25 protein-coding genes and 3 tRNA genes are annotated in these 25,837 nt (G+C 67.8%); 16 read left to right on the top strand and 12 right to left on the bottom strand.

From position 1 onward, the window contains the following. Positions 1-168: 168 nt before the first annotated feature. Both ACVOK1_RS10620 and ACVOK1_RS10615 read right to left on the bottom strand, forming a co-directional pair. A complete protein-coding gene (locus ACVOK1_RS10620) occupies positions 169-1,065 on the bottom strand; it encodes a M48 family metallopeptidase (RefSeq protein ID WP_108769401.1) in 897 nt (298 codons plus the stop codon). A gap of 89 nt (positions 1,066-1,154) precedes the next feature. Beyond that, positions 1,155-3,026 (bottom strand): SUMF1/EgtB/PvdO family nonheme iron enzyme, encoded by a 1,872-nt coding sequence (locus tag ACVOK1_RS10615; protein ID WP_481561999.1) that lies wholly within the window; start codon positions 3,024-3,026, stop codon positions 1,155-1,157. An 84-nt stretch (positions 3,027-3,110) separates the two neighbouring features. Between ACVOK1_RS10615 and rnd the strand changes: the two genes are divergently transcribed. Continuing rightward, positions 3,111-4,190 carry a ribonuclease D gene (gene rnd / locus ACVOK1_RS10610; RefSeq protein WP_481561998.1) on the top strand — a complete coding sequence of 360 codons (1,080 nt, stop codon included), beginning with the start codon at positions 3,111-3,113 and terminating at the stop codon, positions 4,188-4,190. 199 nt (positions 4,191-4,389) lie between these two features. Here rnd and ACVOK1_RS10605 read toward each other — a convergent pair whose 3' ends face one another. From ACVOK1_RS10605 to ACVOK1_RS10590, 4 genes are all read right to left on the bottom strand, one after another. After that, a complete protein-coding gene (locus ACVOK1_RS10605) occupies positions 4,390-5,523 on the bottom strand; it encodes a hypothetical protein (RefSeq protein ID WP_481561997.1) in 1,134 nt (377 codons plus the stop codon). A 128-nt stretch (positions 5,524-5,651) separates the two neighbouring features. Next, complete coding sequence (locus ACVOK1_RS10600) at positions 5,652-7,979, bottom strand: TonB-dependent receptor (protein ID WP_481561996.1); 2,328 nt, start codon at positions 7,977-7,979, stop codon at positions 5,652-5,654. Positions 7,980-8,170: 191 nt separating this feature from the next. Beyond that, a complete protein-coding gene (locus ACVOK1_RS10595; RefSeq protein WP_481561995.1) occupies positions 8,171-10,264 on the bottom strand; it encodes a Cache 3/Cache 2 fusion domain-containing protein in 2,094 nt (697 codons plus the stop codon). A gap of 120 nt (positions 10,265-10,384) precedes the next feature. Then, positions 10,385-10,690: a Rho-binding antiterminator gene (locus ACVOK1_RS10590; RefSeq protein ID WP_200751914.1), complete on the bottom strand. Its 306-nt coding sequence runs from the start codon at positions 10,688-10,690 to the stop codon at positions 10,385-10,387. A gap of 95 nt (positions 10,691-10,785) precedes the next feature. Between ACVOK1_RS10590 and ACVOK1_RS10585 the strand changes: the two genes are divergently transcribed. Beyond that, positions 10,786-10,861: transfer RNA gene (locus ACVOK1_RS10585), tRNA-Ala, on the top strand. 129 nt (positions 10,862-10,990) lie between these two features. After that, positions 10,991-11,428, top strand: a complete 438-nt coding sequence (locus tag ACVOK1_RS10580; protein WP_481561994.1) for a hypothetical protein — start codon at positions 10,991-10,993, stop codon at positions 11,426-11,428. Between the two features lie 30 nt (positions 11,429-11,458). On the opposite strand, the gene ACVOK1_RS10575 is transcribed toward ACVOK1_RS10580, so the two are convergent. After that, positions 11,459-11,635, bottom strand: a complete 177-nt coding sequence (locus tag ACVOK1_RS10575) for a hypothetical protein (protein ID WP_481561993.1) — start codon at positions 11,633-11,635, stop codon at positions 11,459-11,461. A 108-nt stretch (positions 11,636-11,743) separates the two neighbouring features. Then, positions 11,744-12,505: a hypothetical protein gene (locus tag ACVOK1_RS10570; protein ID WP_481561992.1), complete on the bottom strand. Its 762-nt coding sequence runs from the start codon at positions 12,503-12,505 to the stop codon at positions 11,744-11,746. Positions 12,506-12,632: 127 nt separating this feature from the next. On the opposite strand from ACVOK1_RS10570, the gene ACVOK1_RS10565 reads away from it, so the two are divergent. Continuing rightward, a complete protein-coding gene (locus ACVOK1_RS10565) occupies positions 12,633-13,097 on the top strand; it encodes a hypothetical protein (RefSeq protein WP_200751918.1) in 465 nt (154 codons plus the stop codon). Further along, positions 13,094-13,561 (top strand): hypothetical protein, encoded by a 468-nt coding sequence (locus ACVOK1_RS10560; RefSeq protein ID WP_313204171.1) that lies wholly within the window; start codon positions 13,094-13,096, stop codon positions 13,559-13,561. The genes ACVOK1_RS10565 and ACVOK1_RS10560 overlap by 4 nt, the downstream gene beginning before the upstream one ends. Positions 13,562-13,597: 36 nt before the next feature. Here the strand turns inward: ACVOK1_RS10560 and ACVOK1_RS10555 are convergent, their stop codons facing one another. Continuing rightward, complete coding sequence (locus tag ACVOK1_RS10555) at positions 13,598-14,626, bottom strand: NADP-dependent oxidoreductase (protein WP_159097529.1); 1,029 nt, start codon at positions 14,624-14,626, stop codon at positions 13,598-13,600. Positions 14,627-15,000: 374 nt separating this feature from the next. On the opposite strand from ACVOK1_RS10555, the gene ACVOK1_RS10550 reads away from it, so the two are divergent. The 7 genes from ACVOK1_RS10550 to dxs all read left to right on the top strand — a co-directional run bounded on the left by ACVOK1_RS10550 (position 15,001) and on the right by dxs (position 21,390). Continuing rightward, a tRNA-Phe gene (locus ACVOK1_RS10550) sits at positions 15,001-15,076 on the top strand. A gap of 72 nt (positions 15,077-15,148) precedes the next feature. Continuing rightward, positions 15,149-15,224: transfer RNA gene (locus tag ACVOK1_RS10545), tRNA-Phe, on the top strand. 107 nt (positions 15,225-15,331) lie between these two features. Further along, on the top strand, positions 15,332-15,910 hold the full coding sequence (locus ACVOK1_RS10540) for a lipocalin family protein (protein ID WP_481561991.1): 579 nt from the start codon (positions 15,332-15,334) through the stop codon (positions 15,908-15,910). A gap of 178 nt (positions 15,911-16,088) precedes the next feature. Then, complete coding sequence (locus ACVOK1_RS10535; protein WP_481561989.1) at positions 16,089-16,565, top strand: LEA/WHy family protein; 477 nt, start codon at positions 16,089-16,091, stop codon at positions 16,563-16,565. 61 nt (positions 16,566-16,626) lie between these two features. Then, entirely contained in the window at positions 16,627-18,417 is a 1,791-nt protein-coding gene (locus tag ACVOK1_RS10530) for an acyl-CoA dehydrogenase C-terminal domain-containing protein (protein ID WP_481561988.1), read from the top strand. A 294-nt stretch (positions 18,418-18,711) separates the two neighbouring features. Beyond that, entirely contained in the window at positions 18,712-19,377 is a 666-nt protein-coding gene (locus tag ACVOK1_RS10525) for an HNH endonuclease (RefSeq protein ID WP_079222565.1), read from the top strand. Between the two features lie 105 nt (positions 19,378-19,482). Further along, entirely contained in the window at positions 19,483-21,390 is a 1,908-nt protein-coding gene (gene dxs / locus ACVOK1_RS10520; protein WP_406235448.1) for a 1-deoxy-D-xylulose-5-phosphate synthase, read from the top strand. Positions 21,391-21,814: 424 nt separating this feature from the next. On the opposite strand, the gene ACVOK1_RS10515 is transcribed toward dxs, so the two are convergent. The 3 genes from ACVOK1_RS10515 to ACVOK1_RS10505 form a co-directional block, all read right to left on the bottom strand. Continuing rightward, positions 21,815-22,018 (bottom strand): hypothetical protein, encoded by a 204-nt coding sequence (locus ACVOK1_RS10515; RefSeq protein ID WP_108769416.1) that lies wholly within the window; start codon positions 22,016-22,018, stop codon positions 21,815-21,817. Between the two features lie 147 nt (positions 22,019-22,165). After that, a complete protein-coding gene (locus ACVOK1_RS10510; protein WP_481561987.1) occupies positions 22,166-22,705 on the bottom strand; it encodes a DUF3011 domain-containing protein in 540 nt (179 codons plus the stop codon). Positions 22,706-22,843: 138 nt separating this feature from the next. Beyond that, complete coding sequence (locus ACVOK1_RS10505) at positions 22,844-23,503, bottom strand: response regulator (RefSeq protein WP_481561986.1); 660 nt, start codon at positions 23,501-23,503, stop codon at positions 22,844-22,846. Positions 23,504-23,749: 246 nt separating this feature from the next. Between ACVOK1_RS10505 and ACVOK1_RS10500 the strand changes: the two genes are divergently transcribed. From ACVOK1_RS10500 to ACVOK1_RS10485, 4 genes are read left to right on the top strand one after another with little or no spacing between them, the layout of a single operon-like run. Continuing rightward, positions 23,750-24,457: a hypothetical protein gene (locus ACVOK1_RS10500; RefSeq protein WP_481561985.1), complete on the top strand. Its 708-nt coding sequence runs from the start codon at positions 23,750-23,752 to the stop codon at positions 24,455-24,457. Then, positions 24,454-25,005, top strand: coding sequence for a GTP-binding protein (locus ACVOK1_RS10495; RefSeq protein ID WP_481561984.1), 552 nt, complete (start codon positions 24,454-24,456; stop codon positions 25,003-25,005). Before ACVOK1_RS10500 ends, ACVOK1_RS10495 begins: the two co-directional genes overlap by 4 nt. Next, positions 24,998-25,375, top strand: coding sequence for a roadblock/LC7 domain-containing protein (locus ACVOK1_RS10490; protein ID WP_481561983.1), 378 nt, complete (start codon positions 24,998-25,000; stop codon positions 25,373-25,375). Before ACVOK1_RS10495 ends, ACVOK1_RS10490 begins: the two co-directional genes overlap by 8 nt. Positions 25,376-25,435: 60 nt before the next feature. Next, positions 25,436-25,798, top strand: a complete 363-nt coding sequence (locus tag ACVOK1_RS10485) for a hypothetical protein (protein WP_406235440.1) — start codon at positions 25,436-25,438, stop codon at positions 25,796-25,798. The last annotated feature ends 39 nt before the right edge of the window (positions 25,799-25,837 follow it).

The following is a 25,837-nucleotide window of genomic DNA, read 5'->3' as shown; positions in this document are numbered from 1 at the left end:
GTTGAGGGGGTGTGAGCGGCATGGATGCCGCGACCAAGCCCCCATGGATGGGTTTACGGCGTCCCCCTCAACCGGACCCGCCCCGCCAACCCACGGATAGCCGGCTTTTGACGTTGCCGTTGATTAAAGCAGGTGCAGGGCTGCAAGCCCTGCAAAACAAACACCACCCTACTTCGCCTGCTCGCAGAACTTCTGCCGGTACTCCAGCGCCTTCGGCATCAGCGCCTGCAGGTTCTGGATCCGCGTCCCCGGGTTGGGATGCGTCGAGGAAAACTCCGGCGGCGACTGCCCGCCACTCGCCTGCCCCATCCGTTCCCACAACGGCACCGCCTCTCGCGGGTCGAAACATGCCGCTGCCGCCAGCATCAGCCCCACCTCATCGGCCTGGGTCTCGTGGCTGCGCGCATACGGCAGCAGATAGCCATAGCCCATCGCCGACATCATCATCTGTTGCTGCTGCGCATCCATGCCGCTCGCCGCGCCTGCCACCTGGCCGATCTGCGTCAGCTTCTGCTGCGCCATCCGCTGCGCACCATGGCGCAGCAGCGCATGGGCAATTTCATGGCCCATCACCACCGCCATCGCATCGGTCGTGCGCGCCACCGGCACCAGGCCGGTGTACACCGCCATCTTGCCGCCCGGCAGGCAGAACGCGTTGGCCTGGTCGGACTGGATGACGTTGACCTCCCAGTCGAAATCACGCGAGAAATGCCCCGGCTGCACGCCGTGTTCCTGCGCCAGCGCGGTCTCCACCACGTCCACCTTGGCGATCAAGCGCTGCGCGATGGCGCGGATGTCACGCGAGATCTGCGCGTTCGGATCCAGCGGCCGCTCCTGCGACAGGATCTCCTGGTAGGCCTGCAGGCCCAGCGCCTTTTCCTGGCTGGCATCCAGCGTGCTGTCGATCAGCACCTTCTCGCCGGTATAGGGATCGACCGTGCGGTTGGAAAACCAGTAGAACGCCGCGTAACCGGCCGCCAGCAGCAGCACCCACCAGCGGATGTTGCCGAACAGGCCGCGCCGGGGGCCCTGTTGCGGCGAGCGGGAAAAGGGATCGTTGCGCATCGACAGGTCTTCCAGCAGACCCCGCCGGCCGGCGGGCACGGCGCAATCTTAGTGCGCCGCCGCCCATGTCGGGTGAAGCCGGGGTCGCCTCAGATGCCGCGCACCAGGCGGAAGCCGATGCGCGCGCTGGTGGTGTCCGAATCCTGCGACTGGCGCCAGGCCGCGCGGGTCTGTTCCGGGGCATTGGCCCAGTTGCCACCGCGGATCACCCGCGAACGGCAGCCCGGGTTGAACCAGGCCGCACCATCGGACGGCGCGCGCCGGTAGCTGGCGTGCCAGCAGTCGGCCACCCACTCGCTGAGGTTGCCGGACAGGTCATGCAGGCCGAAGGCATTGGCCTGGAAGGTCGCCACCGGTGCCGGCCCCCACCAGCCATCGCCATAGCCGACGAAGGCGTTCTGCCAGTGCCGGCCCGACGGCGAGACGTCGCGGCTGCCGGTGTAGTTGCCGTTGCCTTCCGGCGGCAGGCCGGCATCGCCCCAGGGGTAGCGGCCGCTGTTGCCACCGCGCATCGCGTATTCGAACTCGGCTTCGCTGGGCAGGCGGTAGGAACGCCCGGTCTGCTCGGACAGCCACGTCGCATAGTTCTCGGCGTCGCGCACGCTCACATGCATCACCGGCGAATTGCCCATCGCCAGGCCGCCGTCGTAATCCGAGCGCCAGTCCACGCCGCTGCGGCGGATGAAGTTGCCGCTGCGCTCGTCGTAGACCACCGAATGGCCACGCCGCGTCGCGCGCGGACGGGCGTTGGTCGCCTTCACGTAGCGCTCAAAGTCACTCACGGTGACCTCGGTGATGGCCATCGCAAAGCCGCGTTCGAAGCGGACGTAGTGCGAGGGTCGCTCGGCGTCGCTGGCGCCGGGCTCGGTATCGCCGGCGCCCATCTGGAAGCCGCCATGCGGCACCACGATCATCTGCGGGCCGCGGCCGCCGTCACGCAACGCATCGCTGAACACCTGGCCCGGGCGGAAACTGCCGTAATGGGTGGCCAGGTCGATGCGCTCGCGCAGCTGTGCCACCACCGGGTCACCTGGCAGGGCGATGCGCAGGGCTTCGGCCAGCTTCTCGCGCGCCGGCTTCAGGCCCTGCGGGGTGGTCAGGTCGCGCAGGCCACCGTCGCGCAGCTGCACCAGGGCGGCGGCACGGATCTGTTCGATGCGCTCGAAGGCATCGGCAATCGTCGGCGAGGAATCGCGCACTTTGCTGGCCTCGGCCAGCCAGGCACCCGCACTGGCGAAGTCGCGCGCACGCGCGGCGTCCTCGGCACGGCGGATCAGCCCGCTCTCGGCCGCGGCCAGGCCCTGCCGCGCACGCTGGTTGTCCTCGTCCAAGGCCAGGGCTTCACGGAAGTTGGGAATCGCACCGTCGCCGTCTTCACCGATGCGGTCGGCACGCAGGTCCTCCTCACCAGCACGGTTGTAGGCCACCACGCGCTGCGCGGTCTCCACCCGGCCCTGCAGCGCGCGCACTTTCCCGTCCTTCGGGGCGAGGGTCAGCAGCACCAGCGCCTGGCGGCTGGCCTCGGCCAATGCTTCGCGCTGCTTCAGCGGCCGCGCCAGCAGCGCATCGGCCTGCTGCAGCAGGCGCTGCCGTGCACGCTGCAGGCCGGCGCGGGCCTGGCGATCGTCCGGATCGACCTCCTGCACGGCCAGCCACAAGGGAATGGCCGCCTCGGCATCCTCATAGAGGTGGTCGCGGACGAAGGCCTGTTCGGCCGCGCGCCGCAGCTGTGCCTGGCTGCGCTGCTGCCGGTCCACCCGCGGCGGCGTCCACTGCTGGATGTCCTCGGCCGCATCATCATCGGCGATGGTCACCGTGCCCTGCCCCGGTGCCTGTGCCGGCTGCTCCCGGGCCGGGCGCTCGTCAGCGGCCCCGTCGGCGGGCACCGGAGGCGGCGGCGTGCAGCCAGCCAGGGCCACAGCCAGGGCGGCGCACAGCGCGGACGACAGCGGAAAACGCAAGCGGGAGCTCCTTCAACACGGACGCGGACCGACGTTAGGCTATTCTCCCCTGCCTGAGCAAACCCGAGTAGTAGGCCCTGACCCGTGGCAACCTGGATCACCACCCCCGCCGAGCTGGACACGTACCGCCAGCAGCGCCCGAGCCGCATCGGCCTGGACACCGAATTCATCCGTGAACGCACCTTCTGGCCGCAGCTTGCGCTGGTGCAGATGGCCGTCGGCGATGACATCCTGCTGATCGACCCGCTGATTCCCGGCATGCCCGAGGCGCTGGCGCCGTGGCTGGCCGACGAATCCATCACCAAGGTGATGCACAGCGCCAGCGAAGACCTGGTGGCCTTCAAGTGGACCTGCGGGGTGATGCCGCGGCCGCTGTTCGACACCCAGATCGGCGCGGCGCTGGCCGGCATCGGTGCCGGCATGGGCTACCAGAAGCTGGTGCAGGAAATCACCGGTGTCGCCCTGGCCAAGGGTGAAACCCGCTCGGACTGGATGCGCCGGCCGCTGTCCGAATCCCAGCTGCAGTACGCCGCCGACGATGTCGAGCACCTGTTCGCCCTGCATGATGCGATCGACGGCAAGCTGCAGGCGCTGGGCCGCCAGCGGTGGCTGCACGACGATGCCGAGCGCCTGCTGGCCAGTGTCGCCAACGATGAAGAGCGCTGGCCGCACCTGGGCATGCGTGCGGCGCAGTTCCTCGATGCACCGGCCCAGCACCGCCTGCTGCGCCTGCTGCGCTGGCGTGACGTGCAGGCCCGCAGCAGCGATCGCCCGCGCAGCTGGATCCTGGACAACGAACTGGCCGCCACCCTGGCGCGCACGCCGCCGGCCGATGCGGCCGCGCTGGGCAAGCTGTTCGAGCAGTTCCCGAAGGCACCGCGCAAGTTGGCCGGCGCGGTCTGGCAGGCGCTGTCCACGCCGCTGGACGACGAAGCCGATGCGCCGCTGGCCATGCAGGCCACCGACACCAACAAGCAGCTGGTGAAGAAACTGCAGGATGCGGTGGCCGAGCGCAGCCGCGAGCTGGGCCTGGCCGACGGCGTGCTGGCCTCGCGCAAGCATCTGGAAAGCTACCTGGAGCGCCGCCAGTGGCCGGCCGCCCTGGCCGGCTGGCGCCAGCAGGAACTGGAAGCCCGCCTGCAGGCCTTGCTGCCGGCACGTTGATGGCACGGCGCCGGCTCGTGCCGGCGCCATCCGCAGCGCAGCCCGGCTGGGTAGAGTCGACCGCTGGTCGACCATATACATCGCCCGGTAGAGTCGACCGTTGGTCGACTATCGCGCGCAGCGCGGGTATTCGCCTGCATCGTTCAAAGCAGTCGACTGACAGTCGACTCTACCTCGGCTCCGCCGCCTGCACCGTCGCTCAGACGTAACCGCGTTCCTTCAACCGGGCCCAGCGCTCCGGCCCGATCGCCCGGCGCATCCCGGGCAGCGGATCGATGCTGCGCGTGTTGTCGGCCACGGCCACCACGAAATCATCGGTGGTGTTGAGCAGTGCGCGGCGCTCGGGCGCGTCCAGCCAGGCCGCGACGCTCTTCAGCACCCGCTTGGCCGACACGTCACTGCGGCGCAGCTCCATGTACTGCGAATGGCGCTTGCAGGCCTCGACCAGCGCCTCGTCATCGAACCAGCATTCGCCCGCATCGCCCTGCCCGCCGCGCATCTCATCCGGCGCCCACAGGTAGTACGCCACATCCTCGCCACGCGACAGCACCGCTTCGCGGTATGACTGTCGGCCCCACACCAGGAACGGTGGCCAGGCCGCGGTGAAGTCGCTTTCGGTGAAGCACAGCAGCAGGCAGTACAGCGGTTCATCACGTGGGACGCGGGGCAGCTGCGCGGTGATCGCCTCGACCAACCGCCGCTCGACCTCGGCGGTGACCGTCGCCAGCGTCTCGCCCGGGCGTGGCCGCTGGTACTGCAGGCGGCGCTGGCCGGTGGCGCGGCCATTCCTGTCCAGGTACTCCAGCACGATGCGGTCGAGCTGGCCGGCATCGTCATAGCTGTAGACATCCTGGCACCACCACGTGCGCCCCGCCGTGCTCCAGTTGCACATCACTTCACGCAGCAGGCGGTCGCCTTCCCAGTGGTAGGTACGGTCGATGCCGCGACCCTCGTCCACCAGATCCAGTGCCTGCAGTCGTCCCTCTTCCTCGCGGAGTTCCCAGGCGGCGTTGATCCGACCACCGTCATGGAAGCTGAGGTACTGGCGATGACCCGGCGCATGCAGCCACACGCCGATGCGGCTGGACGGGCTGCGCTCGAACACGATGCGCCCTGCCTCATCCAGGCCGTGCTGCACGTGCTTGCGCGCATCCACCTTCGCTTCGGCGACCCAGCGCGGCGGCGGCGTGCCGCTGGATTCGCGCGGGAACGGCGTGAGGTACCCCATCGATGCAGCCGCCCAGCGCCAGCTGACCACCTGCGCTTCGCAGCGCGCCTGCAGCGCGAGGGCGGCGGCGGGTTCGGCGTGGGCCTGGTACAGCGCCTTGAGCATGGTCGAGATCCATTCAACACGGCGCGCGACCATAGCATGTGCATCCGCGCCGTCATGGCACGCAGGTCGCGGAAACGACAACGCCCCGCGGGTGCGGGGCGTTGCCGGGTGCTGCATGGAACCGGTGCTTACCAGTTCATGTTCAGCGAGACACCCACGGTGCGCGGTTCGTTGTAGACCGCCGCCATGTAGTTCTCGATCACGCCCTTGAGGTTCTTCTCGTTGGTGATGTTGCGCGCGAACAGCGCCACTTCGTAGGCACCGTAGTTGCCGGAGTAACCCAGCTTCAGGCCGCCTTCGAAATCACCCTTGGAGTTGAACTCCTTGCTGTCGTACAGGACGAAGCTGGTGTAACCCTGCTTGTTCCAGTCGGTGGACACGAACATGGTGCCGGCATCGCTGACCGGGAAGTCATAACGCGCAGCGAAGTTCACGTTGTACTTCGGCGCGTTCGGCAGCGGGTTGCCGTCGATCTGGGCGAAGGTGTTCGCACCGACCTTGATGGTCGGGTCGTTCACGGTGCACACCACGGCGCCGTTCAGCGCGCAGACCTGCGCATACACGCGCTTGTCCTGGATCTCGCTGTGCAGCAGGCTCAGGCCGGCGCTCAGGGTCAGGTTCGGGATCGGGCGCAGTTCCATGTCGGCTTCAAAGCCGTAGGCCTTGGCCTTGTCGGCGTTGAACAGCACGCCGTTGCCGTCCGAATCGTTGCCGTTGAGCTGGATGTCGTTGACGGTGTAGGTGAACGCGGTGGCGTTCAGGCGCAGGCGGTTGTCCCACAGGCTGCTCTTCACGCCCGCTTCCCACGACAGGATCGTTTCCGAATCGGCGGTGGTGAAGTCGGCGTTGAACACGGCCGAACGGCCCTGGATGGTCGGGCCACGGAAGCCACGTGCCACCTTCGCGTAGACGCTCACGTTCGGGGTGAACTGGTACATCGCGCTCAGGTCCCAGCTCGGGGTGGTGTCGGACATCTTCACGTCCGTACGGCCCTTGTAGGTGACCACGCCAGCAGCGGTGTCAGCGGTCTTCAGCAGGCGGGTGTGCTTCTCGTCCTTGGTCTGGCGCAGGCCGGCGGTGATGCTGAACTTGTCGGTGAAGGCGTAGCTGATCTGGCCGAAACCGGCCCACGAGGTGTTTTTGTTGCGCAGGCGCACCCAGTTGTTCGGGTTGCGGGCCGCGCCCTGCAGGAACCACGCGCGCTGGTAGAAATCGGTGGTGTCGCTGCCGTTGAAGTAGAACGCGCCGGCCTGCCACTGCAGAGCATTGTCGTCATGGCTGGCCAGGCGGAATTCCTGGGTCCACTGGTCCAGGTCGCGGATCTGGCCCATCGACTGGCCGTAGCCATTCGGCACGCCGTTGACCGGGAAGTTCACCGCGGCGCCGCCGTCGGTGTCGCCACGGCTGTAGCCGGAGGTGGTTTCGTAGGCGGTGATCGAGGTGAAGTCGACCGCGCCGAAGTCATAACGCGCCTTCACCGAGCCGCCGTAGGTCTTGTAGGCCTGCGGGTTGTTGTCGGCTTCGTCGTAGGCGACCTTGTCGCGCGGCACGTCGGTCTGGTTCGAGCCCTTGGTCAGCGCGTCGCGCAGGAACAGGGTCGAGGTACCTTCATAGTCGCGGGCGTGGGCCGAGGCCAGGATCGAGAACTGGTCGCTCGGGGTCAGCAGCAGCTGCGCGCGCACGTTGCGGTCGTCGAAGCCGCCCATGGCGTTCTTCTTCGGGCTGACCGTGCCATCGGCGCTGGGGCCGGTGTAGGTGTTGTCGACGTAGTCGTCGCGGTGCTGGTACAGGGCCGACACGCGGAACGCGGCGACATCGTTGATCGGGCCGCCGAAGCCGCCGTCGATCGACACGCTGTTGTAGCTGGCATAGCTGGCGCTGACGCGGCCGCTGTAGTCTTCGCTCGGCTTGATGGTGTCGAACTTGACGATGCCGGCGGTGGTGTTGCGGCCGAACAGCGAGCCCTGCGGGCCGCGCAGCACTTCCACCTGGTCCACGTCATAGACCGGGTTGGACTTCAGCACCACGTGTTCCAGCACCACGTCGTCCTGGATGATCGACACCGGCTGCGAGGCACCCAGGTAGAAGTCGATGTTGCCCAGGCCGCGGATGTAGAAGCGCGGGAAAATGCGGCCGGTGGTGGTTTCCGCATACAGGCTCGGCACGCGGCCGGACAGCGCCAGCAGGGTGTCGTCGCCGCCGGCGGTGAAGTCACGCATGCGCTCGCCCTGCACCACGCCCACCGACACCGGCACTTCCTGCAGGTTCTGTTCGCGGTGCTCGGCGGTCACGGTGATCGTGTCCAGCGCGGTCGCGCTCGGCGCGTGGTCCTGCGCGGCGGCGCCGAAACTGGCGGCCAGGGCCAGGCCCGCACAGGCCAGGGCCAGCGGATGGCGACGGAAGGAAACAACGGACGACATGCCCGACGAACGGCGGGAATCGGTATGGGAAGGCATCGAGAGCTCTGAGGAGGCATCCGTGCGGCCTGCGCGAGCCGGGCGGTAGAAAAGGGAGACGCTGCGCAAGCGTTCATTATCGCCCGAATTGTTACGATTTCGTTGCGCACTCCGTCGCAGTCAGGTTGCCGCCCACTGCGGCAAAGTGGGGGCGGCAGCCGATGCCACCGCCTCCCCGGGCCCTGCTCCCCTTACACGCCTGCGCCCACCGGCGGGCGATCCAGCACGAAGCGGCCGGCGGCATCCTGCAGCGCATGCGCCTGGCTGCTCATCGCCCGCGCCGAAGCCGACGCCTCCTCCACCAGTGCCGCGTTCTGCTGGGTCACGCCGTCCATCTGCACGATGCTCTGGTTGACCAGCTCGATGCCGGCGGCCTGTTCCTGGCAGGCATGGGCGATCTCGCCCACCAGACCACCGAGTTCGGTCACCGACGCGACCACGTCCTGGATGGTCCGCCCGGCATCACCGGCCAGCACGTTGCCTTCGGCCACCCGGGCGACCGAATCCTCGATCAGCCCCTTGATCTCCGCGGCAGCCAGCGTGGAACGCTGCGCCAGCGCGCGGACCTCGCTGGCCACCACCGCGAAGCCACGGCCTTCCTCGCCCGCCCGCGCCGCTTCGACCGCGGCATTCAACGCCAGGATGTTGGTCTGGAACGCGATGCCATCGATCACCGCGATGATCTCGGCGATGCGCCGCGAGGCGGCATCGATCAGGCCCATCGTGGCCTGCATCTCCGCCATCGCCGCGCCACCGCGCCCGGCAACCTGTGCGGCCTCGCTCGCCAGCCGGTCGGCGCGGCGCGCATGGTCGGCGTTCTGGCGCACGGCCGAGGTCATCTCCTCGATCGACGCCGCCGACTCTTCCAGGTTGGCCGCCTGCTGTTCGGTGCGACGGGACAGATCGTCGTTGCCGGCGGCGATCTCCGCGGCCGCCAGGCTCACCGCGCCGGCCGCCTGCTGGATGCGGCCGACGATGCCGGTCAGCGCCCCAACGGTAGCGTTGGCGTCCTCGCGCATGCGCGCGAACACACCTTGCGACTGCCCGTCGATGCGGTGCCGCAGGTCACCCTCGGCGAGGTTGCGCAGCAGACCCGAGAGCGCCATCAGGTTCTCATCGGCCGTGCCCATCACGCTGTTGAGGCCCTGCACCATCTGCCGGAAATCGTTGGCGAAGGCCTGCGCATCACCGCGCACGCTGAAATCGCCGGCGGCAGCGGCGGCCACCAGGCGCTTGATCTCGCCATTGATGCCCTGCAGCTTCGAACGCACGCCATTAAGCGCGCCGGTGATCGCCACCTGCTCACCGGGCAGCACGTCCATCGTCTGCTGCAGGTCGCCCTCGCCGTAGCGCTGCGCCGAGACAAACCAGGCCTGCTCGGTGCCGCCAGCGGCCGGGCGCAGGTGCAGGCGCGCCTGCGTGCTGCTGCCGTCCAGCAGCGCCTGCAGCGCGGGAAGATCCTGCGCGGCCACCTGTTCCTGCAGTACGCCACCCTCACCTTCCGCGGCGGCCAGCACGCGGCCGCGCTCCTTGCCTGCGCGGGTGTCCACCACGATGAAGCGCCCTTCGCGGCCCAGCGTGGCCTCGCGCAGGCGCGTCTTCAGCGCGGCCAGGCCCTGCGAATAGTCCTGGCCGACGAAGGCGATGCCGGCCACGCTGCCATCGGCAGCGAGGATCGGCATGTAATGGGTCATGTAGTCGGTGCCGAACAGATGCGCCGGGCCGGTATAGCCCTGCCCCGCGCGCACCCGTGCATAGGCCGGATTGGCGTGATCGAGCACGGTGCCGAGCACGCGCTCGCCCTGCGCATTGCGCAGCGAGGTGGCGACGCGCACGAAGTCATCGCCATCGCGCACGAACACCGTGGCCACGCCACCGGTGGCGTCGGCGAAGCGATCGACTTCGGTCGACGTCGGCCCGATCGACTGGCTGCCCAGCCGCAGGGTCGGCGCGCTGCGGCCGACCACGTCGATGGGCGCAGCGCCATCGGCCTGTGCCTCGCCCTGCGGCAGCATCGCGCGGAAGGTGCCGGCGATGCGCTCGGTGCTCTCGCCCAGGCTGCGGTCGTACAGCTGCACCGAATCGCGCATCAGCACGGTGGCGGTGTCCAGGCCGGCGCTCACGCGCTGCTGGTAGCTGTCGGCGGTATCGCGGTAGATCAGGATCGCCAGCGCAGCGAAAGCGACGGTGGTGATCGCGGCCATCAGCAGCGCCAACCGCGAGGCGATGGTCAGCGAACGGTACGGGGGCGAGGCGGAAAAACGGGATGCAGCGGGGGTCATCATGGGAAAACAGATCCGTGGAAGGGAGCGCTCGAAAGCGCCCCCTGTTAACCGCACCGTTCCGGTCCTCTTTACGCCTCCCGCCTAGCCGGATCTGGCTATTGACGCTGCCAAGCCATTGATTCAGAAACCTTGTTCAGCTTCGCCACTGGCGTCGGTGGGCCCGGGGCCCAGCACCGTGCGCTCGCCGGGAATGCCATCGGCGCCTACGGTCGCTACCGCATGCAGCTGGTCCAGGCGGACCCGGCGCTCGCCGTCGGGCGCATCCAGCAGCAGGAATTCCTCCTTCTCCGCAGTGCTGACGGTGGTCCGCGCACGCGCCACGAAGCGGCTGCCATCGCGCAGTTCGACCTGCAGCAGGGCGTGGTGCAGGCAGGCGATTTCCAGCACATCGTGCAGGTCGCACTCGATCGGGCGGTAATCGGTCATGGGGCGTCCCTCGGCGGTGAAGGTGCCCAGCCTGCCACGGCTGCCGGGTCGCTGCTTGGCAAGCCCCGGAGGCAGCGCTACACTGGATGCGCCGTGGGGCCATAGCTCAGCTGGGAGAGCGCGTCGTTCGCAATGACGAGGTCAGGAGTTCGATCCTCCTTGGCTCCACCACTATTCAGAGAAGCCCGTAGATCCCAGTGATCTGCGGGCTTTTTCTTTGGGCCGCCGTCGCGGTGGCGGTCACCCATCCCCACGCCCTGCGCTAGGATCATCATCTCGACACCTACCGAGGATGCACGGATGCATGCAGTCACTGCCCTGCTGGCGCTGGTCGCGCTGGCCGTTCCCGCCGCCCCTGCACTCGCCGCCGATGCCGCGCCGGAAGACAGTGCACAGTGGGGCCTGCGCAAGGAAAGCCCGATCAAGGTATGCCAGCCTGCTGGCCAGCAGGCCTATCTCGAACAGCTGGTCTGCAGCGACCAGACACGCCCGCGTTTCGAGCGTGGCGGCAACGTCGGCAGCCTCAATCCACCGTCCAGCGACCGTGCCGTCAGCGCACGTCAGTTCGAGGCGATGATGACCTTCGCGCCGCTGGCCGAAGGCACGCCCGACTACCACGTCATCGACCGTTACGACGTGCACTGCGGCGAGACCACCACCGCGGTCTACATGGACATGTACCACTGCCCAGCCGTACCTGTGCCGCGCGCGCCTGCCGGGTTCATGCTGCAGGACTGAACGCCCGGGCAGCCACAGCCGTCGCCGCCCTCAACCCGGCTCCTGGCTCCCATCCTTGCGCCGCGGCCGGCGCGAATGCGCGTCATACACCTGCTGGTCCTGCTGGCCGGGCCGCTGCTTTGCCACCTCGTCCTGACGGCGGTCCTGGCGGCTTTCCTCGGCACCTTCGCGGGCCTGCTGCTGGTTGGGGTTCTGCTTGTCGTTCATGGGGGCGCTCCGGCCGGCAACAGGCCGGCCCGGTCAACGCACGCTAGACGCGCGCCGGTGATGCGATGGTCAGGCCGCCGCGAGCGCCGCGTGCAGGGCGCCTGCGGCTCAGGCCTGCACGCACTCGCGCACCGCGAACGGATGTCCGCAGGCACTGCATTCGGAATGACCGAAGGCCAGTTCCAGCAGCTGCTCGGCGCGGGTATCGCCATCGCCGCGCACCTGCTGCAGCAGCCACTGCTCGGCCACGCCGACCGGTTCACCGGGCAGCAGCGCAGACGTCGCCGACGGGGCACCGGACACCGGGTCCTCATGGCAGACATACGGGGCTTCGACATCCAGCGTGCAGTACAGATCGGCCGAACAGGCCACGCACTCCCCCACGATCTCGCCCTCGGCAAGCCGGTCCAGGTGCTGTGACCAGGCTTTTTCACCACTCAGCCCCAGCCAGGCCTGGCGCAGCCAGCCACGCTCACCATGCCCATCCTGCGACAGCGGCACCGCCTCCCGGCCACTGCCCCGCAGGCGCTTCTGCACCTTGCTGCGCAACGCCTGGATGACATCACCGTGCGGCACCAGTCCCGGGTCGCCCACGTCCGAGCCGGCGACGATCGCACCGGCCAGCAGCAAGGCATCATCACTGTCGCTGCGCCCGGTCTGCCGTGCGATCGAGAGCAGCACCGGCAGTGCGGCGTGGCTGGCCGGGTAGACCGTGCCCTGGTGGCACAGATGCGACCAGATGTCGTTCCAGTCCTGCTGGTGCTGCGGGTCCATCAGCGCGGCCAGCAGTGCACCCGCTTCAGAGGCGTCGCCATAGGCACACTGCAGCGCGCCCCAATCGATGGCATGAACGTCGGCGGTCCTTGGCATGTCCTTCCCTGGTCGATGCGATAGGCGCCCAGCATGACCCATCGGCGGGCCGATTGGACAGCGCGCTTGTGGCTGCAACCCGCGCGCGGCCACAATCGGCACATCCACCGCCGCACAAGGAAGCGCCATGAATCGCCCCGCCCTGCTGGCTTCACTGCTGGTCCCGTTGCTGCTGACGACCGGCTGCGCCCATCGCCTGGCCGCCGCGCCGCCGCCGGTGTCCGGCTACATCGGCAACTACGAAGCCGTGCGTGCCGCGCAGGACGATCCGGCGCGCGGCATTTCCGGCACCTTCGCCATGAGCGTGCAGGCCGTCGGCAGCGACGGTGGCCGCATCTACCTCAACAGCGAACGCGACTACCGGCACCCGCTGAACATCACCCTCAGCATGGATGCCGCGCTGCGCCCCGCACTGGAAGAAGCGCTGGGCCTGAAGCTGGACTACCTGCAGAACCGCCGCCTGCTGGTAGGCGGCACCGCGCGCCGGGTCCGCATCGACTTCATCAACGCCAGCGGCCAGCCCAGCGGCAAGTACTACTACCAGACGCAGATCAGCGTCAGTGATCCACGCCAGGTGCGTTTCGCCCCGTGAGTGCGCGCGGCAGCGCACTGCGGGCGCTTGATTTCGATGCCGCCGACGGCAGCATCGGCCTGGGTGAGCTGCCGCTGAGGATCGGGCCGACGCTCACGCTGGCACAGGCCCACGCGGGTTTTGCCGCGCTGCTGCAGGACAGCCGCGACCTCGGCAACGGCTACCAGTGGCTGCACCTGCGAAGCCTGCAGCTGCAGGGCGTGCCGGCGGCAGTCGCCCTGTGCTTCCACGGGCAGGCGCTGTCGATGCTGTCCATCGGCGTGCAGCTGCCCGGCGCGCCGATGGAAGACGGCTGGCCCACCCAGGCCGCCATCGATGCCGAAGTCACGTTCATGCGCCGTGCCCTGGCCAAAGCGCTGGGACGCCCGCTCAACGCCGGCCGCGCCCGTTTCGAGTGGGGCGAGGCCTGGGCAGTGTTCGACCCGAAGGGCTTCATGGCCAGCAGTGGGTTGTCCTACCGCTAGCGCGGCGCCCTGCCCGGCCGAATCGCCGTGGCAGGTTCAATCAAGCTTCACCACCAGCTTGCCGAAGTTGCGCCCCTGCAGCAGGCCGAAGAAGGCTTCCGGGGCACGCTGCAATCCTTCCACCACGTCCTCGCGGTACTGGATGCGCCCTTCGCGCAGCCACTGCGCCATCTCGCGCTCGAATTCCGGCCACAGGTGCTTGAAGTCATGCACGATGAAGCCGCGCACGGTCAGCCGCTGGCGCAGGATCTGGCTGAACAGTGCTGGCAACCGGTCCGGACCCGGTTGCTCGACACCGCGTGCGTTGTAGGTGGCGATGGTGCCGCAGACCGGAACACGCGCGAAATCGTTGAGGAGAGGCAGCACCGCGTCCAATACATGGCCGCCGACGTTCTCGAAGTAGACGTCGATGCCATCCGGCACCGCGTCGCGCAGCTGCGCGGCGAAGTCTGGCGCGCGATGGTCCAACGCCACGTCCACGCCCAGCGTGTGCAGGTAGGCCTGCTTGGCTGCACCCCCGGCGATGGCCACCACACGCGCGCCCTGCAGGCGCGCCAGCTGGGCAACGGTGGCGCCGACCGGCCCGCTCGCCGCCGCCACGACCAGCGTCTCGCCCGGCTTCAAGCGGGCAATTTCATGCAGGCTGGAATACGCGGTGAAGCCAGGCATGCCGAACACGCCCAACGCCGTGCTCAGCGGCAACCCGGCCACGTCGAGGCGGCGCCCCAGCGCGGCGGCCGGCAGCACCGCATGGGTCTGCCAGCCACCCGGTGCCAGCACATGGTCACCCACGGCAACATCGGCCACGGTGGACTGCAGCACCTCAGACACGGTCTGCCCTTCCATCACCGCGTCCAGCGCGACCGGCGCAGCATAGGACGGGCCATCGTCCATGCGTCCGCGCATGTACGGGTCCAGCGACAGGTAGCGGTTGCGCAGCAGCACCTCGCCTGGCTGCAGTGCCGGCAGCCGGGCCTGCTCGAGGCGGAAATTGGCATCGGTCGGCGCTCCCTGCGGGCGTGAGGCCAGGACGATGCGCGTGGTGTTGGTCGGGGTATCGGACATGGCAAGGGTCTCTGCTGCGGGCAGCATCGAAAAGGGAAAGCCGACGGTACGCCTCCGCCCCCGCCTTGGGCGGCGACGGAAACAGCGTTCCACCGGCCGCTGCACACGCAGCCCGGCACAGCCCCTGCCGCTGCGACTTTGCCGATATCGGCGCACCGCTGATTTCCGTCGCGGAGCACGCTCGCGGTGCATGCCCCCGCGCTGCCGGCATCCCCCGCCAACCAGCGGCCCGCATTCCGCCGCGCACGCAGGATCAAGCACTTGCGCGCGCGCAGACGGCAATGTGAAGGTTTTTTGCCAAAACGCTTGCCGAATGCGGTCTACCTCCGTAACATGCGCGTCCTCGGCAGCGACCTCGCTGCAACGAAACAAGTGGCCGAGTAGCTCAGTTGGTAGAGCAGGGGATTGAAAATCCCCGTGTCGGCGGTTCGATTCCGTCCTCGGCCACCACTTTCGAAGGCCTGCAGAAATGCAGGTCTTTTTTTTCCGGCCACTGCGTCCGCGCGGTTGGCCTGCCAAACTGGCCGAGTAGCTCAGTTGGTAGAGCAGGGGATTGAAAATCCCCGTGTCGGCGGTTCGATTCCGTCCTCGGCCACCAGTTTGAAGACCTGCAGAAATGCAGGTCTTTTTTTTTGCCCACTCGCGACATTCACACCCCACCGCCGCCACTCGCCTACGCTCGAATCTCTCGCCCGGAGCCCGCCCATGCCGATGCGCCTGCGCCCTGCCCTCCTGACCTGCCTGTTGACCTGCCTGCTGCTGGCCGCCGCGCCCGCCTTCGCTGCCGAACCCGTGCGCGCAGTCGAGGCCCTGGACATCGATCGCTATGCCGGCCAATGGCACGAAATCGCGCATCTGCCGGTGTCGTTCCAGAAGCAGTGCGTGGGCGAGATCACCGCGAACTACGGGCTGCGCCGCGATGGCCGCATCAGCGTCACCAATGCCTGCCGCAACCGCGAGGGCGAACGGGTGGTGGCCGATGGCGTGGCACGCCCGGTGGAAGGCCAGCCCGGCCAGCTGCAGGTGCGCTTCGCCCCGGACTGGCTGAGCTGGGTACCGCTGGTCTGGGCCGACTACTGGGTGATCGCGCTGGACCCGGAGTACCAGTGGGCGGTCGTTGGTGAACCCGACCGCAGGTATCTGTGGATCCTCTCGCGCCTGCCGGAGATGGACCGCACGCTGTTCGAGCAGCTCAAGGCCAAGGCCGAAGCGATGGGCTACGACCTGGCGCCGCTGAAGATGATGGCCCCGCTGCGCGATTCCGCGCCCACGCCGGCCGACTGAACCCGCCCCTCCCGCCACTCACGGAGCCCCCTGCGGTCGCTCCGCGCGCGGCTGCGCGTCGCGCCCCTAACGTTGATGTTCACGCGCTACCCTCTGCGACGGGTCGCCGCGGGCGATCCATTCCACCATACGCCGTAGTATGCTTATCCCACGCACCCCCTATAAAGGACCTGCGCCCATGTTCCACCGTTTCCGTTTCGCCTTGATCGTCCTGTGCACCCTGGCCCTGGCTGCTTGCAGCGATGGCATCGTCAAGCGTGTTTCGGAACCGGCGGCCAGCCTGCAGCAGCTCACCGTGGGCGCCGACGGCAACTGGACCGTGGCCCTGCGCCTGCAGAACTACAGCTCGATGCCGATGACCTTCGACGCTGTCTCGCTGACCCTGACCGTCGGCGACACCGAAGCGGGCACCCTGCAGGCCAAGCCGGCCATCTCCATCGGCGGCACTTCGGCCGACGTCATCAACCTCAACCTGGTGCCCAGCTCCGGCGCGCGCCTGGTCGTGGCCGACGCCCTGGCCGGCAACCGCACCCTGGCCTATGGCCTGAAGGGCACGGTGGCCGCCACCCCGCAGGAAAAGAAGCAGCGCAGCTTCGACATCAGCGGGCGCAGCACCCTCAACCAGGCCCCGGGCCTGCCCGGCGTGCTGCGCTGAGACTCCCCTTTCGCCGCGGCATCGCCTGCCGCGCCCATTTGTCCTGATCGAGACGTCACCGATGAGCAGCTACACCGCCCCGCTTTCCGACCTCCGTTTCGCCCTGCACGACGTGCTCAAGGTCGAACCGCTGTTCGCCCGCCTGGGTTTCACCGACGCCACCGCCGACGTGGTCGATGCCGTGCTGGAAGAAGCCGGCCGCTTCAGCGCCAGCGTGCTGGCACCGCTCAACAGCGTGGGCGACGAGATCGGCTGCGTGCTCGACCAGGCCACTGGTGAAGTGACCACCCCGCCCGGCTTCAAGCAGGCCTACGACCAGTTCGTCGATGGCGGCTGGACCGGCCTGACCGCCGCACCGGAGCTGGGTGGCCAGGGCCTGCCGCACACCCTGGGTGTGCCGCTGAACGAAATGATCAACGCCGCCAACCTGGCGTGGGGCAATTTCCCGCTGCTCTCCCACGGCGCCATCGAAGCGCTGAAGCAGCACGGCGAGGCCTGGCAGCACGACGCCTTCCTCAAGCCGCTGATCGAAGGCCGCTGGACCGGCACCATGTGCCTGACCGAACCGCATTGCGGCACCGACCTGGGCCTGCTGAAGACCAAGGCCGAACCGAATGCCGATGGCAGCTACGCGATCACCGGCACCAAGATCTTCATCACCGCCGGCGAGCACGACCTGACTGAGAACATCGTGCACCTGGTGCTGGCCAAGCTGCCCGACGCCCCTCCGGGCGCCAAGGGCATCTCGCTGTTCGTCACCCCCAAGTACAAGGTCGACCGCGATGGCAACGTCGGCGAGCGCAATGCACTGCGCTGCGGCGCGATCGAGCACAAGATGGGCATCAAGGGTTCGGTCACCTGCGTGATGAACTTCGATGGTGCGCAGGGCTACCTGGTCGGCCAGCCGCACAAGGGCCTGCAGGCGATGTTCACCATGATGAACACCGCACGCCTGGGCGTCGGCCTGCAGGGCATCGGCCTGTCCGAGCGCGCCTACCAGAACGCGCTGAAGTACAGCCGTGAGCGCCTGCAGTCGCGCGCGCTCAGCGGCGCCAAGTTCCCGGAGAAGGCCGCCGACCCGATCCTGGTGCACCCGGACGTGCGCCGCATGCTGCTGACCATCAAGTCGCTGGTCGAAGGCAGCCGCCTGCTGGCCCTGCATGCGGCCACGCTGATCGATGTGGCGCACAGCGCCGACGATGCCGCCGAGCGTGAGCGCGCCGACACCCTGGTCAGCTTCCTCACCCCGATCTCCAAGGCCTGCCAGACCGAATGGGGCATCGAGAACACCTACAACGCCCTGCAGTGCTTCGGTGGCCACGGCTACATCCGCGAGCACGGCATGGAGCAGCTGGCCCGCGACGCGCGCATCACCACGCTGTATGAAGGCACCACCGGCATCCAGGCGCTGGACCTGATCGGCCGCAAGACCGCGTCCAGCCAGGGCGCCGGGCTGAAGCTGATGCTGGCCGAGATCGAAGCGTTCGCGAAGGAACACGAAGGCAACGAGGCACTGGCCGAGTTCATCGGCCCGCTGCAGGCCAGGGCCGCCGAGTGGGGCAAGCTGACCATGGACGTGCTCAAGCGCGCCGCCGGCAACCCGGACGAACTGGGCGCCGCCAGCTACGACTACCTGTTCTATTCGGGTTACGTGGTGCTGGCCTACTGGTGGGCCCGCAGCGTGGCCGCCGCCGACGCCAGCGCACACGGCGCCGCCTTCGCCCAGGGCAAGCGCGAAACCGCCCGCTTCTACTTCGCCCGCGTCCTGCCGCGCACCCTCGCCCACGCCGCCGCGATGCAGGCCGGCGCCGCCCCGCTGATGGCGATGGACGACGAGCGCTTCGGCGCCTGAGCCCAAGGGGTCGGATCCCTTTCCCAACGGGAAGGGGCTCTGACCCCGACCTCGACACCCCAGTAGATCCACGCCACGCGTGGACACCCCGGTTGGATATGGGGTCAGAGCCCTTTCCTGCGGAAAGGGATCCGACCCCGGCCATGTATCTGGAGGAGAGCCCCCCTTTGTTAAGGGGGGCGCGCCAACGGCGCGGGGGATAGGAGGAATGCGCGGACCCGAATCATTGCGACCTGGATATCTCCTCCAGGCGATATCCAAATCGCAATGATTCGGGTATAAGCTGTTTTCCCGATGGAGACAGACACTACACGCTTGGGTCTGATCGAAGCCGGAGCCTCGATTTCTGCTCCGGGCGCCGCGTCATCGCCCAATGCCAGCCCGCTGCATCGCCCCGGCACCGTCCGCCTGCTCTCGCTTGACGCCCACGGACGCGTCCTGGATTGGATCACCTGGCAGGACGCCGCCTGTCTCTACGCCCGCAATGCGGTGTCCTGGACACTGGGCGACCCGTGCCTGCACATCCACGGCGGCACCAACCGGCTCAGCGGCCTGCAGAGCGGCATGGACCTGCATCCGATCATCGCCGCCCGCGGCCACGCCCGCTCGCGCGCCCCGGACCCCACGCCGAACCTGACCAACCCGGCCCTGTTCGCCCGCGACGCCCACCTGTGCCTGTACTGCGGCCAGCAGTTCAACCGCCCCACCCTCACCCGCGACCACGTCATGCCGCTGTCCAAGGGCGGCCTGGATTGCTGGGAAAACGTGGTCACCGCCTGTTTCCAGTGCAACTCGCGCAAGAGCAACCGCACCCCGCAGCAGGCCAACATGCCCCTGCTGGCCATCCCCTACCGGCCCAGCTGGATCGAGCACCTGATCCTCTCCAACCGCAACATCCTGGCCGACCAGATGGCCTTCCTGAAGGCGCAGCTGCCCAAGCGATCCAAGCTCAGCACCTGAACACCGGCACCGGCAACCCTCACCGTCCTGTCACGGGCGGCGGCGTTTGCTTGCCCCACCCCCGATTGAGGGCGAAAATGGGCGTTCAGAATAAGTGCGAACACGATGATCGACTCTGCCCGCTATCCCCGCCTCGCGCGCATCCAGACGCCCGATGACCTGCGTACGTTCGACGAATCCGAAATGCGCGCGGTCGCCGATGAACTGCGCGCCTACCTGATCGAATCGGTGGGCAAGAGCGGTGGCCATTTCGCTGCCGGCCTGGGCGTGATCGAACTCACCGTGGCCCTGCACTACCTGTACCAGACCCCGCACGACCAGCTGGTCTGGGACGTCGGCCACCAGACGTACCCGCACAAGATCCTCACCGGCCGCCGCGACGAGATCCACACCGTCAAGCAGAAGGACGGCGTGGCGCCGTTCCCCAAGCGCGAGGAAAGCGAGTACGACACCTTCGGCGTCGGCCATTCCTCCACCTCGATCTCGGCGGCGCTGGGCATGGCCATCGCGCGCCAGTCGCAGGGCGATGACCGCAAGGTCGTGGCCGTCATCGGCGACGGCGCGATGACCGCCGGCATGGCTTTCGAGGCGCTGATGCACGCCGGCGGCATGGATCCGGAACCGAACCTGCTGGTGATCCTCAACGACAACAACATGTCGATCTCCGAGGCCGTCGGCGGGCTGACCAAGATGCTCGGCCGCGCCACCGGCAGCCGCACGCTCAACGCGCTGCGCGAAGGCGGCAAGAAGATCCTTGGCGACAAGAAGAACAATCCCGCGCGCTTCGTCAAGCGCTGGGAAGAACACTGGAAGGGCATGTTCGTGCCGTCCACCATGTTCGAGGAAATGGGCTTTCACTACACCGGCCCCATCGACGGCCACGACATGCCCGCCCTGCTGTCCACGCTGAAGACGCTGCGCGCCTCCAAGGGCCCGAAGCTGCTGCACGTGATGACCACCAAGGGCAAGGGTTACGAGCCGGCCGAGGGTGACCAGATCGGTTACCACGCGGTCGGTCCGTTCGATCCGGACAAGGGCCTGGTCGCCAAGACCGGCGCCAAGAAGCCGACCTATACCGACGTCTTCAGCGACTGGCTGTGCGATGCCGCCGCCGCCGAGCCGCGCCTGTACGGCATCACCCCGGCGATGCGCGAAGGCTCCGGCCTGGTGCGCTTCAGCAGGGAGTACCCGCAGCGCTACTTCGACGTGGCCATCGCCGAGCAGCATGCGGTGACCCTGGCCGCGGGCATGGCCACCCAGGGTGGCAAGCCGGTGGTGGCGATCTACTCCACCTTCCTGCAGCGCGCGTACGACCAGCTCGTGCATGACGTGGCCATCCAGGACCTGGACGTGCTGTTTGCGATCGACCGCGCCGGCGTGGTCGGCCCGGACGGTGCGACCCATGCCGGCAACCTGGACCTGAGCTTCCTGCGCTGCGTGCCGAACATGGTGGTGATGGCGCCGTCCAATGAAGCCGAATGCCGGCAGATGCTGAGCACCGGCCTGCAGCACCCGGGCCCGGCCGCCGTGCGCTACCCGCGCGGCACCGGCACCGGCGTGGAGGCCGGCAGCGACCTGTCGACCCTGCCGATCGGCAAGGGCGAACTGCGCGTACAGGGCAGCCGCGTCGCCCTGCTGGCCTTCGGCAGCAGCGTGGCCGCCGCCGAACAGGTGGGCCGCGAGCTGGGCCTGAGCGTGGTCAACATGCGTTTCATCAAGCCGCTGGACCGCGAGCTGGTGCTGGCCATGGCCAACAGCCACGACGGCTTGGTGACGATCGAGGACAACGTGGTGGCCGGCGGCGCCGGTTCGGCCGTGGCCGAGCTGCTGAATGCCGAAGAGGTGCTGCGCCCGATCCTGCACCTGGGCCTGCCCGACAGCTTCCAGCACCACGCCAGCCGCGAGGACCTGCTGGCCGAAGCCGGTATCGATGCCGCCGGCATCCGCGCGGCAGTGCTGAAGCGCTGGCCGAAGCTGGCCAACGGTACGCCGCCGCTGAGCGCGGCGAGCTGAGTAGATCCACGCCGTGCGTGGATGACGCCCCCAGTAGATCCACGCCATGCGTGGATAAGGGGTCAGAGCCCTTTCCTGCGCAAAGGGATCCGACCCCAACCTCGACGCTCCAGTAGATCCACGCCATGCGTGGATGAGGGGTCAGAGCCCTTTCCTGCGGAAAGGGATCCGACCCCAACCCCGACGCCCCAGTAGATCCACGCCATGCGTGGATAAGGGGTCAGAGCCCTTTCCTGCGGAAAGGGATCCGACCCCAACCTCGACGCCCCGGTAGATCCACGCCGTGCGTGGATAAGGGGTCAGAGCCCTTTCCTGCGGAAAGGGATCCGACCCCAACCTCGACGCCCCGGTAGATCCACGCCGTGCGTGGATGAGGGGTCAGAGCCGCTTCCTGCGGAAAGGGATCCGACCCCGACGTAGACGCTCAGCCGTAGCTGACCGCCTCGACGAACGCGCCACTGGCTTCCACGCGCACCGCGGCACGCTGGCCGGTGTCGGTGAAATGCAGGCGCGCGAGGGTTTCGGCGAAATCGAAGGCGCGGACACCGTCGCGGAACTCGATCGGTTCCGGCTTGTCCGGGTGCAGCACGCGCCACTGGCGCTGCTCACATTGCAGACGGATCAACATGCGTTGCTCACTCCTTGAACAGCGTATCGATGACGGTGGGCACACCGGGAGGCGCACTGCCCCCGGGTGCCGACGATACGAGGAATGAACTGTGATCACCATCAGATTAATCTGAATCTGAATAACGAAAACGCCGACGTCGTCCGATCAGTTGATCTGGAACTGGGCCCGGCAGCCATCGCTGACCCACACACCGCGGCGGTCCCAGCCCCAGGTGCGGCCTTCCACGCAGGGGCTGCGCGAATCCTGCTTGACCAGGCGCACGTCGCGGCGGATGCGCGCGTCGCAGTACTTCTGCCGGCGATCGTTGGAATGGCAGGCGATCACCTGGCCACCGTTGCCGCCCCAGCCGCCGCCATGGCCCCAGCCACCGCCGCGGGATTCACCCACGAACTCGGCGCGGCAGCCCTGGGTCACCCACACACCACCGCGCGACTGGCCCCAGGTGCGGCCCTCCACGCACGCCGAGCCGGACAACTGCCGGATCAGCCGCGGACGCCCGTCCAGGCGGCATTCGTTGCTGCGGTTCTTGACCGACTCGCAGCGCACGATGCCACTGCCACGGTTGTCGTAGCGGTCGTCATGCCCATAGTTCTGCGCCTGCGCCGCACCGGCGGCCGCCAGCATCGGCAGCACCAGGCACGCCACGGTGCCCCACCCCAGTCCCCAGCCTGATCCCTTGCCCATTGCCACTTCTCCCGATGAATACGATGGCGCAAGCATCCGGGATTCCGCGCGCGGCGCACAGAGGGGGAAAGCGGCGCGGTTCCCAATCCGTTCAAGCAACCCAACCGGGCCTGACCGGAGCTGCGCCGGGGCCTGGGATCAATGGCCGATGGCAACGCCGCCATGCGGCGTACCCAGCTTTTCCTCGAACGCATAGGCAAACAGTTCGGCGTCGTTGCTGATGCCGAGCTTGCGCATGGCCGAGAGACGTTGCCGGCTGATGGTGCTGACGGTACGCCGCAACTGCGCGGCGATCTCGGTGATCGACGGCCCGGACACATACAGACGCAGCACCTCCAGCTCCTTCGGCGACAGGACCGACAGCGACCGCTCGCGTCCGGCCTCCTGCAGGCAGGGCGCCAGCACGGGGTCCAGGTAGAGGCGCCCTGCCAGCACGACGTCCACGGCTTCGCGCACGTTGTCCACGCCACTGCCCTTGTGGACCAGGCCACGCACGCCCGAACGCAGGGCCATGTGCAGCGAGGTCGCGTTGGTGATCATGGTGACGAGAATCACCGGCACATCAGGGTGATTGCGACCCAGCGCCTGCAACATCGCATGGCCATCGGAGCGGCTGCCACCCGGCATGGAGAAATCGGTCACCACCAGGTCCACCGGCTCGCTGGCCAAGCAGGAGAGCAGCTGTTCGGCGCTGTGCGCCTCCGCCACGACGCGGTGCCGGCCGCCTGCCTCGACCACCACGCGGGTACCCAGCAGCACGATCGGATGATCGTCTGCAATGGCAATTCGAGTGAGCATGATGATTATCCCTGTTCAGCTACGCCGCAGTGCGCAGCGAGGACGCTAATAATCCATCCGCACGCCGTCAACTTAACATCGCCCTTTCCAATAATCCTCAGGACACAGCCATTCGCAGGGCTTTCAACTAATTGCATAAACCATCGGAAATCGAAAACAAAACGCAACTTTCCCAATAGTTTCATGGCCTGGAATCCGGAAAGACGATTACATGGCGCTCCCCGATCATTCACTGCGCCGAGCCCCATGGTCCGATTCCGTCGCTCATCTTTCGAGGATCCCAGCGAGCTGTTTGCGCCGCCACCGATGGCGCCGGCGACGCTGCCGTCGGCCGCCCTGCCGTTCGTGCAGCAGCTGCGCATCCACCTCGCCGGCGACACCGCGATGCCGCGCCGGTCCGCCTACGCGGCAGTCGTCCATGATGATGCGACGGTGTGCTGGCTGGATGCGAAGAGCGACCGCATGATGACCACGGCGCCCGCACCGATCGCGCTGACGCTGCTGCAGAAACTGCTGGCCGAGGAGCACCCGGCGTTGAGCCTGGCCCCGGTGCCGCAGGAGCTGTTCGTGCAGCGCGCGATCGTGTCCAGCAACCTGCCGCTGCGCCCGACGCTGTGGAACATCGGCCTGGCTGCAACGCGGCTCGACCGGCTGATGCCACCGCTGCAGATGGACGCAAAGCTGCGCCTGCGCCGCTGGCCGGACTTCCGCATCCTCGCGCACCGCCCCGATCACTTCCGTCTCTGTGCGCTGCTGATCAAACAGGGCGCCTCGGTGCAGGCGTGCTGCGAGATTCTCGACATGCCGCAGCGCGCGGTGCAGTCGTTCTTCAATGCCGCCTTCCTCACCGCCTATGCCTTTCCGGTCATGGGTGAGGACGCACCGGTACGCCCCTCGCCCACCGACGGCCTCGTCAACCTGTGGCGCCAACTTCGTATCCGCTGGAGTGCATGACCGTGCGTGAGCACAAGATCGTAGTAATGGGCCCGCTCGGTGCCGGCAAATCCACCCTCGTGCAGACCCTCACCCAGGGCCGGGCCGTGGTAACCGAAGCGCGCAACACCGACCCCAGCGTGGGCAAGGAGTACACCACCGTGGCGATGGATTACGGCGACATCCACCTGCCCGGCGGCGACCGTCTGCGCCTGTACGGCTCGCCCGGGCAGGAACGCTTCTCGTACATCTGGCCGATCCTGCTGGCCGGTGCCGAAGGCGCGATCGTGCTGGTCGATGGCAGCAAGTGCGTCAACGCCACCCTCGCCGGCCAGCACCTGCAGGCCATTGCCGAACACGCGCCGACCCTGCCGGTGGTCATCGGCATTACCAAGTGCGGCCGCACCGACGACCCGGTGCTGCCGCACTGGCAGGCCTGGCTGGGCGAGCACGCGCCGCACCTGCCCGCACTGCCGCTGGACCCACGCGACATGAAGCAGGCCATCACTGCGATGGACCTGCTGATGAGCCAGATCGAATGCAACGCCATGGCGACCGCCGATGAATGACATCCTCCACGCCGCAGCGGCATTGAACGCGCTGGCACGCGACGTGTCCGGCATACAGGCCATCGTCGTCGCCAGCGCCGACGGTTTCGCACTCGCGCAGGCCGGCCCCAAGGGCAACGTCGCCGATCGCCTGGCCGCGATGACCAGCTCGATGCTGGGCCTGGCCAGCGCGCTCGGCCGCGAACTGCGCTTTGGCGAGCTGGACACGCTGATCCTCGAGGCCGCCGACGGCAAGGTGCTGATGCTGGCCATTCCCGGAACGCAGCCGCGGCTGCTGATGACCGCGTGCGACCACAGCTGCGTCATCGGCAATGCCCTGTGGCACGCCAAGCAGTGCGTGCGCACGCTGGCCGACAACACGACCCGATGAATGTCCCTCTCTCTGCTCAGACGACTGTTTTCCTCCAAACACCCGCAACGGACCACTGAAATGAATACCGCGATCAACAAATGCCTGGACACCCTCATGCAGATCAACGGCGCGCAAGCCGTCGCGCTGGTCGACTACGAGAGCGGCATGCTGCTCGGTGAAGCCGGCTCCGGTGTGGACATGGAGCTGGCCGCGGCCGGCAACACCGAAGTGCTGCGCGCCAAGATGAAGACGGCCGAGGCGCTGAACCTCAATGACAGCATCGAAGACGTCCTGATCACCCTGGGCCGCGCCTACCACGTGCTGCGCCCGGTCTCGGCCAAGAAGGGCCTGTTCTTCTACGTCGTGCTGGACCGGCAGAAGGCCAACCTCGCCCTCGCCCGCCGCATGGTGCTGGACGTGGAAAGCTCGCTGGCGCTGTAAAGCACGACCGACAAACGATAGGAAGGGGAAGGGAATGCC

It is taken from the genome of Stenotrophomonas sp. STEN087 (genome assembly GCF_056759115.1).
Note: the sequence above shows the minus strand (reverse complement) of the source record. Positions and strands in the feature narration are given on the sequence as shown.

What these genes read in the sequence shown, in the direction of transcription:
- ACVOK1_RS10510 (WP_481561987.1), bottom strand. Translation starts at nt 22,705, where the DNA reads ATGGGCAAGGGATCAGGCTGGGGACTGGGGTGGGGCACCGTGGCGTGC.
- ACVOK1_RS10555 (WP_159097529.1), bottom strand. Translation starts at nt 14,626, where the DNA reads ATGTCCGATACCCCGACCAACACCACGCGCATCGTCCTGGCCTCACGC.
- ACVOK1_RS10595 (WP_481561995.1), bottom strand. Translation starts at nt 10,264, where the DNA reads ATGATGACCCCCGCTGCATCCCGTTTTTCCGCCTCGCCCCCGTACCGT.
- ACVOK1_RS10575 (WP_481561993.1), bottom strand. Translation starts at nt 11,635, where the DNA reads ATGAACGACAAGCAGAACCCCAACCAGCAGCAGGCCCGCGAAGGTGCC.
- ACVOK1_RS10515 (WP_108769416.1), bottom strand. Translation starts at nt 22,018, where the DNA reads ATGTTGATCCGTCTGCAATGTGAGCAGCGCCAGTGGCGCGTGCTGCAC.
- ACVOK1_RS10600 (WP_481561996.1), bottom strand. Translation starts at nt 7,979, where the DNA reads ATGCCTTCCCATACCGATTCCCGCCGTTCGTCGGGCATGTCGTCCGTT.
- ACVOK1_RS10535 (WP_481561989.1), top strand. Translation starts at nt 16,089, where the DNA reads ATGTTCCACCGTTTCCGTTTCGCCTTGATCGTCCTGTGCACCCTGGCC.
- ACVOK1_RS10605 (WP_481561997.1), bottom strand. Translation starts at nt 5,523, where the DNA reads ATGCTCAAGGCGCTGTACCAGGCCCACGCCGAACCCGCCGCCGCCCTC.
- ACVOK1_RS10490 (WP_481561983.1), top strand. Translation starts at nt 24,998, where the DNA reads ATGAATGACATCCTCCACGCCGCAGCGGCATTGAACGCGCTGGCACGC.
- dxs (WP_406235448.1), top strand. Translation starts at nt 19,483, where the DNA reads ATGATCGACTCTGCCCGCTATCCCCGCCTCGCGCGCATCCAGACGCCC.
- ACVOK1_RS10540 (WP_481561991.1), top strand. Translation starts at nt 15,332, where the DNA reads ATGCCGATGCGCCTGCGCCCTGCCCTCCTGACCTGCCTGTTGACCTGC.
- ACVOK1_RS10570 (WP_481561992.1), bottom strand. Translation starts at nt 12,505, where the DNA reads ATGCCAAGGACCGCCGACGTTCATGCCATCGATTGGGGCGCGCTGCAG.
- ACVOK1_RS10590 (WP_200751914.1), bottom strand. Translation starts at nt 10,690, where the DNA reads ATGACCGATTACCGCCCGATCGAGTGCGACCTGCACGATGTGCTGGAA.
- ACVOK1_RS10505 (WP_481561986.1), bottom strand. Translation starts at nt 23,503, where the DNA reads ATGCTCACTCGAATTGCCATTGCAGACGATCATCCGATCGTGCTGCTG.
- ACVOK1_RS10500 (WP_481561985.1), top strand. Translation starts at nt 23,750, where the DNA reads ATGGTCCGATTCCGTCGCTCATCTTTCGAGGATCCCAGCGAGCTGTTT.
- ACVOK1_RS10530 (WP_481561988.1), top strand. Translation starts at nt 16,627, where the DNA reads ATGAGCAGCTACACCGCCCCGCTTTCCGACCTCCGTTTCGCCCTGCAC.
- ACVOK1_RS10580 (WP_481561994.1), top strand. Translation starts at nt 10,991, where the DNA reads ATGCATGCAGTCACTGCCCTGCTGGCGCTGGTCGCGCTGGCCGTTCCC.
- ACVOK1_RS10485 (WP_406235440.1), top strand. Translation starts at nt 25,436, where the DNA reads ATGAATACCGCGATCAACAAATGCCTGGACACCCTCATGCAGATCAAC.
- ACVOK1_RS10565 (WP_200751918.1), top strand. Translation starts at nt 12,633, where the DNA reads ATGAATCGCCCCGCCCTGCTGGCTTCACTGCTGGTCCCGTTGCTGCTG.
- ACVOK1_RS10525 (WP_079222565.1), top strand. Translation starts at nt 18,712, where the DNA reads ATGGAGACAGACACTACACGCTTGGGTCTGATCGAAGCCGGAGCCTCG.
- ACVOK1_RS10620 (WP_108769401.1), bottom strand. Translation starts at nt 1,065, where the DNA reads ATGCGCAACGATCCCTTTTCCCGCTCGCCGCAACAGGGCCCCCGGCGC.
- ACVOK1_RS10495 (WP_481561984.1), top strand. Translation starts at nt 24,454, where the DNA reads ATGACCGTGCGTGAGCACAAGATCGTAGTAATGGGCCCGCTCGGTGCC.